A 15084-nucleotide genomic window follows, 5' to 3' on the forward strand; every position below is an offset into this window, starting at 1 on the left:
GACAATGTGAGTATATATATTAATAAACCCTGGATTAAACTCATTAATCTGGCAACTATGTCTATAATATTGACCGCTTGTGGAGGAGGGTCATCCAACAGTAGCTCTAATAGTGAGCCCTCCTCAGGTCAAGGGGATGGAGCAAACAATACTCCTCCTGTAATCAATAGTTTATTACTATTACCTGAACAGGCATATAACGATACACCCCTCTCTATTCAGCTAGATGCAACCGACGAAGACGGTGACCAACTGGAAGTCAGTTATATATGGAAAAATAACGAAGAAGTTATTGGTGAAGCAACCAATAGCAACCTTGAACCTGCCTACTTTAACCGCGGCGACAATATTCTTGTAGAAGCTTCTGTCACCGATGGCAAAGATACGGTAACGCAAACCGCATCTATTACTATTCAAAATAGAACACCGGTTATCGAGAGCCTAAGTTTTATTAACTTGCCTGTTTTTACCCAGCCGGATCTAAAAGTTACTTCAACAGTCTCTGATGAGGATGGTGATCAGATAACCTCCACGTATCGGTGGTCAGTTAACCAAAAAGAAGTTATCGGTGTAACAACAGATACATTACCTTCGGACTACTTTTCAAAAGATGACCAAATAACAGTAACATTAATCGCCTCAGATGGCGATCTAGCTACCGAGCTATCTGCCAGCACTAAGGTACAAGATTCCCTGCCTGTACTGACTATTGTCAATATGCCGGAAACCGCGCAATATGGTGCTGAAGCCACTTTTCAAATAGTAGCTGAAGATTTTGATAACGATCCATTCACGCTTGAATTTCAAGCACGCCCCAATGGTATGGAAATGGATGAAAGTGGTATGGTCAGTTGGACGCCAACTGGGCCTATGTTCGATACGGAGATGGATGTCACTTGGGAAATCCTACTGACCCAATCAGAATATTCACTTAGTGAAAGCAGAACAATTAAAGTACTCGACCAGAATCGGCAATTTCCACTTGCAAGAGGCCATTCAAACATATTTTCTAAGATTCAATTATCAACTGTTGGAGATTTTGATGGAGATGGAGCACAAGAAGTATTGTCCACCAGTCAGAACAGCAGGCGACTTTCTATCTGGGGATATGACGGTTCTGATTTCGCAATCAACTGGGAATACCCTTTCTCGATAAGCAACTATAATGATGGTCTTTCACCCGCATCAACTATTTCATCTGTTGCCTCTGCCGACTTCGATGGCAATGGCCTAGATGAAATATTGGTAGGGTTAAAATATTATAACTCCTTGGTAGGAGATCCGCCCCAATTAGGCCTGTATAAATTCAATGAAAATTTTAAGCCTGCGAAAATTTCAAGTGTTGATGGTTACGATATTCATGAAATCAAGGTTTACAATCTGGACAATGACCCAAATTTAGAGATCATTCTATTAGTCCAAACCACAACCTCCCCCTTTCCAGTACCTGACGGTTATCAGCGCAAAGAAAAACTAGTCATTCTGGACAGCACAGATTTTTCAATTAAATGGCAGTCAGAATCACTAGCCCTAGGAACTAATTTTACCATCGGTAATTTAGACCTTGATGATGAAATGGAAATCGTAACCGGTAATGGCTTTCTATTGGACCGTGATGGAAATAGTTATAAAACAGCTTGGCACCATAAGAATGGTTTTACTAGAGAATGGCGTAGTATAGAAACAGCAGATATAAATATGGATGGGGTAGAGGAAATTATTGGAATTCACCCGGACACCGGATATCTTACTGCGTACGACACTACAACGAAAAGCATAATCGCTGAGAATCCGGGTTCCATAGATTATTTTCGCATCATCCAACCTCCAGAGGAAACGTCTGCAAGGTTTGTGACGACATCAGGTTCGTTCCCAGTAGTATATTCCTTTAGCCCAGATACTCTCCAATTTACCAGCTTATTAACAGGAGAAAGAACAATACCTAATCAATTCTCCTCAAATGTGATGATTTTCAATATGGATGGAGATCCAGAACTGGAGTATCTTTATTACGATGGAAAGAATTTGGCAATTTTCTCAGAAAATCCAGGAGACTCTAAGCTCCAGTTAGAATGGAATTCAGATGAAAGAGCACCCAACTTCCGCAGCTACATGCTTCCTATAGAACAACATGAGTCTAATACTTCTGAGATCCACGCTTTAGTTCTTTCGAATTCCCTAGATGAACCCACATATGTATTTTCTTTAGACTCAAGCAACGGAAAAACCTCTTTGAGCCCAGAAATCTACCTTCCAAAAGGCGATGATTATGACACTCAATTAACACTTTTAGACTTACAGGATAACGGCATAAAAGAGCTAATTTTCGTAAATAATGAAAGGCCTGGAATTTATGATTTCTTTTCAGAGTCAATAATCTGGTCTGGAGAAGCCACAGGGTCAGATCCAAGGCACATGGTAGTAGGTAAACTTGGCAATAATACGGAAAGCAGCATCGTAGTCACGAATGAGGACTCATCTCTACAAGCCTATAATGCAAACACTTATGAATTAATTTGGAGTAATACATCTGATGGTGGCAACCATCTAGAATTATTCAATATCAACAACAGTGGGAAGATGGGTATTGCTGTCTCAAACTACGACAAAATAAGTATTTTAACTGAAGAAAATAGCTACCAATCCCCAGTATTTCAATTCCAAATTAACGATACTCCAGATGGGTTTAGAGACCCAATATTTTCAGAAAATATTGAAGACATATGGTTCAATCCTATAGAAACGGGGGATATAGATGGAGATTCAATTGATGAAATTATTGTCACGATGGGTTTAAGACCCGAATACAACCACCATTGGGTGATGATATTAAATCAAGATTTAAGTGTGAGGAGTGTTGCTTACCTTCCAGATGTCGATCGGGTTAATGCAATACAGATACAGAACTACGGCTTATCACACAGAAACATTTTATTAGCTATAGCTAAATTTAATACAGTTTACATTGCGGAAATGGACCCCAAAACTGGGAAAACCATTAGCATATCACCCGAATTGGCATCCTCTCCGTGGAGGCACATGAATTTTACAGACACCAATAAAGATGGAATTTATGAATTAACATGGTTGTCGGGGGAGCTCACTATTAATGTAACTCGATAACCTAAACTATTCTTTTCTGTATATATTGACAATTTAAAGCAAGAAAAAATAAAGCAGGCCTAATGCAAGGCCTGCTTTATTTGTTCATCTATAGACCATCCACATTGTAAGTCATCGTTTGATCATTAATCCGCACCGTATAAATTCCTGTAACAGAGATGTAAATATCAGAACCATCCCGCTCAAGAATTTTGTCGGTATTGTTATCGCCGTAGTTTTCACTCCAGTCACCATTGACATCAAATTTAAAACGCTGCTGGGATTGACCATCGAAGTTAACCGAAATTTCCCAAAGGTTATCCGCCACTAACTGCATTGCCTCAGCTCCCCAATTATTTGGCGTTCCACGGAAATATAGGGAGGAAAAATTAGAGGCGTGGCCGCCACAATCCACACAGGTTAGGGAGTAACTGAGTGTTTTATCATTCACTTCAACAAGATAAGTACCAGCCACATTGGTATAAATATCATTGCTGCCCTGCTCCAGAAACCCATCGGCATTGTTATCCCCGTAATTTTCATCCCAGTTAGTACTTACATCAAACTTGAAACGCTGATTACTACTGCCATCAAAAACGACTGTTGTACGCCAGGTATTATCCGCTACCAAACTCATGGCCTGAGTGCCCCAGCCATTGGGCGTTCCCCGAAAATGCAGTGCAGTGAAGTTTTGTGCATAGCCTCCATTGGGATCAATCACTGTAATAGTCGCAGTGGCACTATCCGTCAGGTCATCGTTATCCGTTACCGTCACTGTTTCTGTATAGGTACCAGCACTGTCGAAACTCAGGGAAGTACTGACGTTGCTGCCACCACTACTCCAGCTATAGGACACCACACTGCCATCAGTATCGCTAGAAGCGCTGGCATCCAGAGTGATACTTTGATTGATCGCAACGGTAACTGCTGAGGGAGAGACAACCGCTACCGGTGCCTGCTGGGAGGAAACTTCAGTAAGGGTATAGCTCAGGCTCTGATCATTGACTTCGATTCGATAATTACCACTTACAGAAGTATAAATATCTGCACCGGTCTTATCCAAAGTACCATCGGCACCATCATCGCCGTAATTTTCGGCCCAATCACCATAAATATCCAGTTTAAAGCGCTGGTCCGCCTGACCGTCAAAGTTCACTACCAACTGCCAGATATTATCGCCCACCTGTTCAAATGCTGTACTGCCCCAGTTATTGGCAGTACCGCGGAAGTACAGGCTAGGGAAGCCAGGTTCAGCGCAATCGTCACAAGGTGTTACTAACTGGCCACCATGAATTGCCGCAGCAGAGTTGGCAGCCACATTAAAGGTAGCATAGCCATTGCCATCCACAGTAATCACATCACCACTGCATTCATTATCGTCCGCCAACACATTGCAGTAATCCCCCGCGGGCATGCCGGTGTAGAGACTTTGGCTCAGGGAGCCCCCCTCATTATTGATCACCACAAAACCCTTGTTGCCGCGGCCAAAAGCAATCTGGTTATTGCCATTGTCCCACCAATTGTTCATGGCAGTACCGTTGGTATAGTTACGGAAACCTACCATATTGGCGATATTGCCCCAGCGGTGTTGACAGACCCAAGCACCATTTTGACAATTATTCGGGCCATTGCTGGGAGGACCAATATCAGTATCGGTAAAGTCATACCCCGACATTACCTTGGGATAACCGTAGGGATGAGCCAACATAAAGACATTGGCCAGGTTGTATTTGGCCCCATCGTGATAAGTCAGATTACCACCACCACCATGACCTCGCTCGCGGTCGTGGTTATCGATAAAATGTACCGCATCGCCAGAAGGGAGCAGCCCCCAGCTTTCACCAATAGTGGCAAGATTTTTAATCTGACCATTGAAGTTACTGGCCACATCAGTGCCATATTTGAATTCGGTGACACTGCCTAAAAAAGTGTAATTGTAAGGCTGAATTTCCGAAGCTTCGCCGGCAGCGCCAATAACCTCAGAGAAGACCCAGGGGTTGCCCGCTTGATTCACAATGGCGTGTAAATCGCTTGGGGACATATGCTTGACCGCATCTATACGAAAACCATCAATTCCCATGCCTTTTAATTTACTCAAGTAACCAGCTAGTTTTCCCTGTACATAGCTGGAACCGGTATCCAAATCCGGCAAGCCACTCAACCTACAGCTCCATACGTGATTGGCATCATTGTAGTTATTGATGGTGCAATCGGAGTGATAGTCGTTATAAGAAAACTCCGGATGGTCCAGCAAGGTCCACTGAGTGCCCCCCCAACCGGTACCACCGCCATTCCAGGCCGCCGTATGGTTAATTACCGCATCGGCGTAGACTTTCACACCTGCTGCATGGCAACGGTTGATCATGCTTTGCAGTTCCTGCTCAGTACCGCTGCGACTGGTTAAGTTGGTATAAGTCACGGGCTGATAGCGCGCCCACCAGGTGGATAGGCTGATATGCTCATTGGGCGGAGATATTTGCACCGCATCAAAACCCTTAGGCCCGAGAAAGTTCTCACACTCACTGGCGATATCATTCCAGCTCCACTCGAATAAATGTACAAAAGCGGTACCGGCATTAACATGGGCACTAGATAGTGTACCAAGCACAAGGCCCGTACTGGCCAGTAGCCTTTTTAGGGGAAATGGATTGTTCATTATTGCTTTCTCTTAGTCATCTTTTCGCTGTTATTTTTTTAATCCAGGTATCTGAGCCCTCAATCACACAAACGGCAGGTCAAGGGAGCAAGATTTCCTGAATTTAAATACCAAAGTCACCAATTTAGAAACAGCAAGCCTTAAAGCTCAGGAGAGCTTCCCAACAGAGATAAAAGAAGCTAATGCATAACAATCAATATGAGGTTCAATTTACTAAGTACTCACAGCAAATGCTCACCAGTTGAATCCAACCAAGCGAATGACTTGCATCAGTGAGTGCAAATGATTGCCGGGAAATGACAACCTGAGAGATAACTAAACCTAGTTATCGTTGTTATATTTAACCCTAATAAGTGCTTCTAACCCAGTGACTCCAGTACAATGGGCCACCCTCCATGAAGAATGACCTATAGCAGAGTAAAGAAGTGGTACTAATGCATACATCCCCCTTCAGGGGGGCGTAGTAGCTTTATCTGCAGAGGTTTGAAATTAGCGACAAGTGAAGCTCTGCACTGTTCAAAAAACAAACTTAGCTTGTCGACCAGCTTTCCGCTAAGCGCCAAGCCAGGCCCAACTACGGACGTTAATGATCACAAAACATGTGAGAGTCATACTCCTCTTTTTTAGCAGCCTGCTTGGCACGTATGCATTTGCATACTCAGGCAGTGAAACTTCAAAAATTTCAGAACAATATAGTTCTTCTGATGCTGTCGTTCTGGCAAGGCTTAGAACTACAAGTTCTTCCTAGTTTAAGTGGGAGATAAGTGAGGTAATAAAAAGCTCCAAGCCGCAATTATCAAAAACTATTGAGCAAAGTATAATTTCTTGTGACCCACGGCTTAAGGAGGAACAAGAATGACTTTATCCACCAAAGGAAACGAACCCCTATACTGAGCAGGTGCAGCTTTAACATTCAAACTGAATGTCTCAATAGGGACTGGCGTAATAAGCTATCGAACAACCATTAACATATCTAAACAAACAAGCATACTAACGCGTGTATTTGTTCAAAGCGTTAAAACATGATAAATACGGTGAGCTTAAAGAAATCCTCTCTGATAGTTTTTGTCTCTTGTATTCTTTCAGCATCCTCTTTTTATGGTTACCTACTAATGCATGATCAGATAAGTAGCTACATCAGGTTCGAAGATAGAGCAGGGAGCAATCAATTTATTGAGTACAAGCCAAATAGCTTCCACCTTAGGGCACAATTAGAAGAATCTAAAGGCAACATAGAACAAGCATTGCTAAATCAGCTTCATCAAGATTTTGAGGAATACCAGGGATCACTATCATTATGTAAAGTTAGGCAAATTTATGGTGACCCTAACTACTCTGTTTTGGAAGAAATAGACTGCGAATACTCCCAGTGAGTTTTAAAAACGGCTTTTCTTGCCCCTTCGGGAGTTGCCCCGCTACATTACGCTTAATTACCGCAAATTCAGGGTGTTAAGAAATTTTTCACTGGAAGAGAAGGTGTCAATAAATCAATGTAAAATGCCTAACCAAATTGATTGCCACTCCCTGCTGAACTAACATATACGGCACCATGCACCCTAGTATAAAAACAACGGCACTAAAATAGGTAATCACTTCTAGATATGTTGGACTTGCTTCTTAACCGTCTAAAGCAAAGCAACTGCCCAGTTATAGAAGCCTTCTCCCGCAGGGAAGCTATTCCCCAAAAAATCTGCACAAGTCGCGAGCCTGTCCAAATCAGTAATTGCAACTATTGCCAATACCTAACAAATACTGCCATCACTAATAGCTGAGTAATGTATTTCAGCCAGATAGTGATTATTGTATCGATAGCCCCAGAGGATAGCCCTGCTGGCAACTCAACTTGATCTAACTCAATACGTGCTTCCCCCATTGCTTCATTATGCGCCGATAACAGGGCCAAATGGCGCATATTTCTACGTATTTCAATAACAAAATCTCCGCGCCACTATCGCCCCGTGATAGATTAGACCCAAGAGTCAACTGCATAAGGCAGGGACCAGAAATACCCTTTGATCTGGAGGAAAGATGGAGCAGCAAAGCACCGTATTCGTGGTAGTGGACCCCAACGATGAAAAGCATGTAGCTCTGGAGCGAGCTCTGACCACTTCCCGCGGGCGCAATCCACAACCGCGCCTTGCAGTGTTTGTAGCCGTTGATGGTGAGGCTGTAGATACGCGCGCAGTAAACGACCACCTCTTTCGTGATGAATCCTGGTTTCGCGAGCAAATCCGCGAGCCTATTTCCGAAGCAGGGCTATCCTGTGAAATTACTGTATGCTGGTCCAGCGACTGGCAAGCAGCCATTGTGCAGGAATCCAAGCGCTACAATGCGGAAATGATCTATTTGCCGGTACACGCAAAATCCAGCCGCCGCTTTACTTTTGCCGAGTCCAAGTGGCAGGTATTAAAAACTGCACGCTGCCCAGTGGTTCTAATCCGTCCTGGCGCCAAGGAAGAGCGAAAAGTGGTATTGGCCACCGTGAACTACCAGGCTAAAACCCTGGAACAGCGCCAGCTAAATCGCCAGATCAGCGAGCGGGCTACTTATATTGCCGGTCACTATGGTGCCGAACTGCACTTGGTAAACGCCTACCTGGATTCCATGCTTTACCCGGATCGAGGTGCGCTGGCCAAACTCGCAGACAAAACCGGAGTACCAACACACCGCATTCACGTGAAGCAGGGATATACCAGTGATGTGGTGGAAACTATTGCCCGCGAGATTGATGCGGACCTGGTGGTAATGGGAACCCTGAACCAGTACGGTGAAACCGGCTCCTTCCTGCGCGGTAACACCGCCGAACGAGTGATCGGCCAGCTAGACGTGGACGTGATGGTGTGCAACCAGTTCACTACCACTAAAATGAAACACGATTGAACGGCTTTAATAAAGCCCTTTAAGGCCTGGCAATCGAAAAATTGCCGGGCCTTATGCTTGCTATGATTTCTTCGGCTTGGCCGAGAGCAGCAGTAACTCAGCCTGAGTATCAAACATTACCCTACCGCTTTTAACCCTGGCACGTTTGCCGGAGTAGTAGTCCGTCAGCTCAGTGCCATCAGCAAAAACCCCCACTACAGAGACAGTCTTTTCTCCACGAGGCAGATCCATAGCAACTACGACCGATTGCTCGCCGGATAAGGTACGAGCGAAGGTGTAAGGTATATCAGCGATTTTCTTGTGCACACCAGCACCCAGCGCTGGGTGGGCTTGGCGGAACTGGCCGAGCTTTTGCCAGTGAGCCAATAATTTACGGGTCTCAGGCTTTTTTAGGTCATCCCAGTTCATCCTGGTACGCATGGAGGCATCTCCATAGGCACGATCATCGATCATGGGGCGAGCCAGTTCATCGCCGTAATAAATCTGTACCGCACCGGGAGCCAACATCAACTTGGTAGCAGCACTCACAGTTTGCTCGCGCTCACGATCAAATGAATGGTGATCATCGTGTGAACCCAAGTAGTTGAGTACCCCTAAACCTTTCAAGTCTCCGTTATTTAGTGCTGCTGAATAGCTGGAGAAGATCTCCTCAGCAGATTGGCCGGCAACTTGGGCGAAGTCAAAATTGATCAAACTGTCGAAGCCATGCCGGTAGAAATCCACTTTCTTATCATTGTAATTGTAGGCACGCCCAACTGTGGGACCGAAGTTATTAACCCCAAAGTGATAGACCTCCCCCACCATAAAGAAGTCACGGTCATCAAGTTTCTTATGCGGGTTTCTGGCTTTCCATTCCGCCAGTGCCAGATCTGCTTCTTTTCTCAATACTGCCCAGGCTTCTGCCTCTACATGTTTTACTGTATCCACACGAAAACCATCCACCCCATACTCACGCACCCAGTCTGTCAGCCATTTGATCAGATAGTACTTGGGCGCACGGGGATAACCTGTACGCTCGAAGAATGCATCCAGTTCACTCTGCTCCTGCTCCAAGCGTCCCTCATCCTTCCACTTTTCAAGCAACTGCGGCGGTAACGCCACAGCATCTTCACTTTCCGTAAGAATATCTGTGAGGTTCTCGTGTATCGCACATTCAACATTCCCGGCGTAATCAGACCAGTCACACTGCTGACCATTTCTCAACCAGGAAGCCGGCCATTTCGCGTCTTGTTCCGTAACAGGCCCGGTATGATTAATGATCACATCCATTAGTATGCGAATACCGCGGTTATGGGCGACTTCAATCAGCTCCGCTAACTCGGCCTCAGTACCGAAGTTTGCATCCACAGCGGTCCAATCCTTGGGCCAGTATCCATGGAAAGCATAAGTGCGCTTATCGGACTCGTTATAGCCGTGGATATTCTCAATCACCGGAGCCATCCAGATAGCATCCACCCCGAGATCATTAAAATATCCCTCCTCAATTTTCTCTATCACCCCACGCAGGTCACCGCCCTCAAAGCCGCGCAAATAAGCTGCGTCAGCTTTCCGTTCGTAGGGGAAATCATTTTTGGTGTCGCCATTCAAAAAGCGATCCGGCAACATAAAGTAGACAGTAGCATTACGCCAGAAAGGATCTACCGGCTCGACAGCTACAGCAGCTTGCGCGGCTCCCAATAGCAAGGCCATCAAAAAGCTGGTCAATTTATACATTATTTCCTCTTGTCTCACCGCTCACTATTTGCCCATTGCACTCTAATATGCACAGTAAAACACACATCCTCCTGCTAGGGGGCGTAGATTCGGGCTATTGCGACCGCAGCGTCCGGTTAATATCCCTTTTTCACCATAAGCCTCATGAAAGCACAATTCCCCTTTGCGACTGGCTGCAACGGAGAGTAATGTAAAACTCATACACCACGGAGAAACCGCAGGGCTTTATCGTGGTCCAACCGTTACATTCTGATAGCAGCAAAAAGGAGGCAGGGAATGTCGGAACACCAGTCTAGGCAAGGGTGGATCATCGGAATTATTGTGGTGATTGTCGTCGCCGCGGCAGCCTATTGGTTGTGGACCGGCGAGGAAAAGAAGAATGAAGTTCCCATCACCAAAGTAATCGAAGAGCCCCAAACCACCCCCGAACCGGAAACAATGGCGCAGCCAGAAGTGGCCGCACCCATTCCAGAACCCCAAGAACCCGCACCGGCAGAAGAACCCGGTAGAGAACCCCCTCCTCCACTCAACGAGAGTGACAAAGCCGCTTATGATGACCTGATGACCCTGGCACCAGATAACGCACTATCCCGCTGGCTGGTGTCCGAGGAGGTAATCCGCAAATGGGTAGCCGCTGCCAATGCAGGCTCACGCGGCCAATTGATCCACAAGCATCGCCCACTCAAAACAATTCGCGGCCCGATTATTGTCGATGGCTCATCTATGGAAGGCTACCAGTTATCTCCGGATAACTATCGCCGCTACGATCAACCCGTGCGAATTTTCGCCCTGATGAACACCGATATGGCGGTAGGTCTCTATCAATACTGGTATCCGCGCTTGTCCCAAGCCTGGGGTGAACTGGGTATCCGCGATAAAAGCTTCCACCAAGTAGTACTTGAAGCCATTGACCAAGTGCTGGCAGCACCGGAAGTAGAGGGCCCTATCCAGCTGGTACGTCCGTCGGTTTACTATAAATTTGCCGACCCTTCACTGGAAAAACTGCCCGGTGTGCAGAAATTGATGATCCGTATGGGTCCAGATAACGCCACACGAGTTAAAGAAAAACTCAAAGAGCTAAAGGAAAAGCTACAGGCCATACCAGTACAACAGCCCCAACAGGAACAAAACCAGTAATTCCCATAACCAGCCTGTGCCAACCTACTGGCACAGGCTAATAAAAGCCCTCTCTCAATATCTTATTCGCCCCCTGATCTCCTTCTTACCGATAAAGCCCCTGCTAACAAGCCTATAGAGGCCCACTTTGAAATATCTTGCCCCCGGCAGGCCGCTGGCTGTCGCACTTATCCTCATTGATTCGGTCGCGCACGCAACCCTGGAAATACATTTTGCACCGGCTCCAGAATGGGTAGTAGAGCTGGCACCAGTAAAATCCGGGCGGCCACCAGAAGACAATGTGCGTGTGCATTTATCCAAGTCCCAGATACTGCACCAGGGACAAGAACAGAAGTATTATTTCCAAGCCACTATGCAGCCACTGTACCAGCTTTAGGTCAGTGAAATTGTGGAGCACAACTGGCCAATGGGAAAATATTGAAGGGTTATTTAAGCAAGCTATTGAAGCAGATTTTCCCGCTGCTTATTTTCATTATGGCAGTTATCTGCTTGAAATAAGCGATAAAGATCATAACAGCAAGGGGATTGAATATCTGAATAAATCCGCCAATTCAGGATTTCCTCTCGCTCTCTAACTGAGTGCATATATCGCCAAAAACAAATTGTATAACCAGCAAAAAATGGACAGCTAGCCCCGAAAAACTAAGAAGCTACCGCCAAATGTCGATGCATCAAAGATCAGTTTTACATGGGCGCTCTGAATGCCAATGGAAATCTAGTACAGACCAACCACGAAAACGCCTACGACCGGTAGGCTCTCTGTGTCAAGACAAATAATCTGGAATGCCTTACCAGCACTGCCTTAGGGCTGGTGTAAAACAGAACTATCAGCATGCAGCGGAAAAGAATCAGTATGCTGTAATACAGGGTTCTGTCAGGGCCAGTTATAATCTAGGTTCACTCTATCAGGGTAGTCAGGAGGTGGAGCAGGACCTCGGGCTGGTAATCGAGCTCCTCACTCAGGCAGCAGAGGGCGGCTCGGCAGTGGCAATGCAAAACTTGGGCTTGATCTACTCAAATCCCAAATATAGGCTAAAGGGTTACCTCAACGCTCTCCAATCGTTTGAGCGAGCAACGGAAAATTAATTTTCATGAGGTTATTTTAATCAAACTCGCATGCTTGAAGAATGTCTAGAGGTAGACAGAAATCAGGATCGCGCAATAGAACTCTATAAGAAGTCTTCCAGACTTGGGCATGCTACTTCATCTCTTAAACTAGCAAAGGTATACAGTAAAAAGTATTCCAATGGCAGAGACCAAGCAAAAGCATTGCATTATTTAAAAATAGCCATAGAACAAAGCGAGAATAAAACCATAAGACATACTTTAGAGAATGTGTCAGAAATCACAAAGTTGTGATTTTATAGATTTAGAAACAATAATCAGTTATTTATCTACCGAAGATCATTAAAAAATTACTTATAGTTCCAGCACCTTAATAAGATGAGCATCCTGCTTGTGATACTCCCCTCACACTAGCACCTACCCCCCGTTGGCTCATATGGACGGAAATCAACTGCTTCAAACTCTAAGGTTGTTCATAATTTGTAATGAAACCTTAAATTCATACCCGACGTCACAGAATAACAATTTACCCTCCCTATAATTCGATTCAATTTTCATCAACTACATTCGAATTAATTAAGAAATTATGAGAGAGCCATTAAAACTACTAACAGTCTTCAGTTTATCCGTTTTCTTGACAGCCTGCGGTGGCGGCAGCGGTGACAGTGGCCAGAGTCCGGACGATGACAATGCCAATAACCCCGTAAGTGATGGCAGTGGCGATAACGGTGATTCCAATAATGGCAATGACGGTTCAGACAATAGCACTGGCGGCAATACAGATACTGATACCGGCAATGACACAGATAGTAACGGAGTAATCAGTGGAGGTGAGGGTAGCGTCACAGAAAATGTTGAAATAACTACTTCAGGTCAATTGATAGATAGCGGCAACACAGATCAAACCTTTGAGGAAACTGGCCTTCAAGGAAAATATGGCAACCTGAAAGTCTCTTCAGATGGCAATTGGAGCTATACCCTAGAAAGTAATCTGGCTGATCCACTAAATGCAAACGAACTGGTTACAGATGAATTTTCTGTTGGCATTGGAAGCACAGAAAAAACAACAACTATTACCATATCAGTCACAGGTACTGATGACGCTTACACTTTTGATCCCGGCTCTCCCTTAGCTACTATGATCGTAAATAGCAGAGAGCATGCTAACGGAACTATGATGATAGAGGATGTCGATGGTAATACTCCAGAATTTCCTGAGGAGACTATTTCAGGTAGCTATGGTGAGTTCAAACTTCTAAAGAATGGAGATTGGGAGTTTACGCTAAACAACAATGCAGATAGCCTGAAAGAGGGTGAAACAGCTGAAGATACCATTGCATTTCAATTAACAGACGGGACAGAGCAATCTGTTACTTTTACCATAGCCACTATTGACCCATCAGAGAGTAGTATAGTATTTATTTTAATGAACTTCTCTGATGGCCTGGCAACAGACCAGGGGGATCTTACTCACATAGCGAATACTGTCTTCAATGATAAAGATTCACTGGATAATGCCTATAGAGAAAACTCTTTTGGGCAGTTAAAGTTCCTACGCCATAGAATCAACGATAAGTCTCTACAGCACTACTGTTACGGCGAACCAGGCAATGAGGATACCTCTGTTGACTGTGTGGTCTTCAATATTCCAGATAGCGAGAACGGCGGTACATTAAGCATTGCAGATGCAGTTGCCCGTGCCGAGGCCGGCCAGGAAGGGGAATATACAGATGACGGCTTCACATGGCGTGACAAAGCCTACCAGTGGGCTAGTGATAATCTCGTTGACGAAAATAACCAGCCACTAAACTTACGCAACTGGCGTCATCAGGTCTTCATTTATCCAAACGCGTCTTACAAAGCTGGTCTTGTAGGAGCTGGTGTTGCCAGCGTTGGAGGGGGTATGAGCCTTGTTGCCTCTTTCTCCGATCAAAATGTTATGGGACATGAACTAGGTCATAATATCGGCCTAAGCCATGCAGGCCTGGATAGCAATAATGATGGTGATACTAACGATAGCGGAGATAGTGAATATGGCACTGATGGCTCATTAATGGGCAATCGTTCTCGATCAAGATTATTTGGCAGTGCGCATCGAGAATATATGAAGTGGTATAACCTCTTCCCTGAGTACACAACAACAGTTGAACAAGTTTCCAGCTCATCCCAAGATGTGGAAATCGAAGCCATTGAATTAACTGCTGGAGAGCTTTCTGGCTCTCTTCCCCAGCAATTAAAAATAGAGAGTAATGGTAGCAGCAATGGACAAAACCACTATTATGTTAACTACCATGTAGCTCACGATATACTGAATCCTAGGCCTCACTTTGAAGATTCAGTAACCGTTCACTATCTCAATGGTAGAACGTCCAACCATGTAGCAGTTTTAGAGCAGGTTGGTGATAGCTTCACTGACTCAAAAATCGGACTCACAATTACGTACAAATCATCCGACTCAATCAAGAAATCTGCTGTAATCACAGTGAGTTACAACTAATTACCTTAGAGAAAGTTAACAAAGTATTGGAAGG

General features: G+C 44.9%; 8 protein-coding genes. 6 read left to right on the forward strand and 2 right to left on the reverse strand.

Translation table 11 applies throughout. The features are described from left to right. Nucleotides 1–6: 6 nt before the first annotated feature. Nucleotides 7–3123, forward strand: a complete 3117-nt coding sequence (locus ACJJJB_RS16745) for an FG-GAP repeat domain-containing protein (RefSeq protein WP_445365197.1) — start codon at nucleotides 7–9, stop codon at nucleotides 3121–3123. An 88-nt stretch (nucleotides 3124–3211) separates the two neighbouring features. Here ACJJJB_RS16745 and ACJJJB_RS16750 read toward each other — a convergent pair whose 3' ends face one another. Continuing rightward, nucleotides 3212–5758 (reverse strand): alpha amylase C-terminal domain-containing protein, encoded by a 2547-nt coding sequence (locus ACJJJB_RS16750; RefSeq protein ID WP_445365198.1) that lies wholly within the window; start codon nucleotides 5756–5758, stop codon nucleotides 3212–3214. A 2028-nt stretch (nucleotides 5759–7786) separates the two neighbouring features. On the opposite strand from ACJJJB_RS16750, the gene ACJJJB_RS16755 reads away from it, so the two are divergent. Continuing rightward, entirely contained in the window at nucleotides 7787–8638 is an 852-nt protein-coding gene (locus ACJJJB_RS16755; protein WP_445365199.1) for a universal stress protein, read from the forward strand. Between the two features lie 60 nt (nucleotides 8639–8698). On the opposite strand, the gene ACJJJB_RS16760 is transcribed toward ACJJJB_RS16755, so the two are convergent. Continuing rightward, nucleotides 8699–10351: an alpha-amylase family glycosyl hydrolase gene (locus tag ACJJJB_RS16760; protein ID WP_282952320.1), complete on the reverse strand. Its 1653-nt coding sequence runs from the start codon at nucleotides 10349–10351 to the stop codon at nucleotides 8699–8701. A 276-nt stretch (nucleotides 10352–10627) separates the two neighbouring features. Here ACJJJB_RS16760 and ACJJJB_RS16765 point away from each other — a divergent pair, with 276 nt between their 5' ends. From ACJJJB_RS16765 to ACJJJB_RS16780, 4 genes are all read left to right on the forward strand, one after another. Continuing rightward, entirely contained in the window at nucleotides 10628–11488 is an 861-nt protein-coding gene (locus ACJJJB_RS16765; protein ID WP_353375583.1) for a DUF3014 domain-containing protein, read from the forward strand. Between the two features lie 127 nt (nucleotides 11489–11615). After that, a complete protein-coding gene (locus ACJJJB_RS16770; RefSeq protein ID WP_020414375.1) occupies nucleotides 11616–11864 on the forward strand; it encodes a hypothetical protein in 249 nt (82 codons plus the stop codon). 10 nt (nucleotides 11865–11874) lie between these two features. Next, the gene (locus ACJJJB_RS16775; RefSeq protein ID WP_282952316.1) at nucleotides 11875–12063 is read left to right on the forward strand and encodes a hypothetical protein; all 189 of its coding nucleotides are present in this window, start codon (nucleotides 11875–11877) and stop codon (nucleotides 12061–12063) included. 1076 nt (nucleotides 12064–13139) lie between these two features. Further along, nucleotides 13140–15050, forward strand: coding sequence for a VCBS domain-containing protein (locus ACJJJB_RS16780; protein WP_282952315.1), 1911 nt, complete (start codon nucleotides 13140–13142; stop codon nucleotides 15048–15050). The last annotated feature ends 34 nt before the right edge of the window (nucleotides 15051–15084 follow it).

Source organism: Microbulbifer variabilis (genome assembly GCF_052468405.1).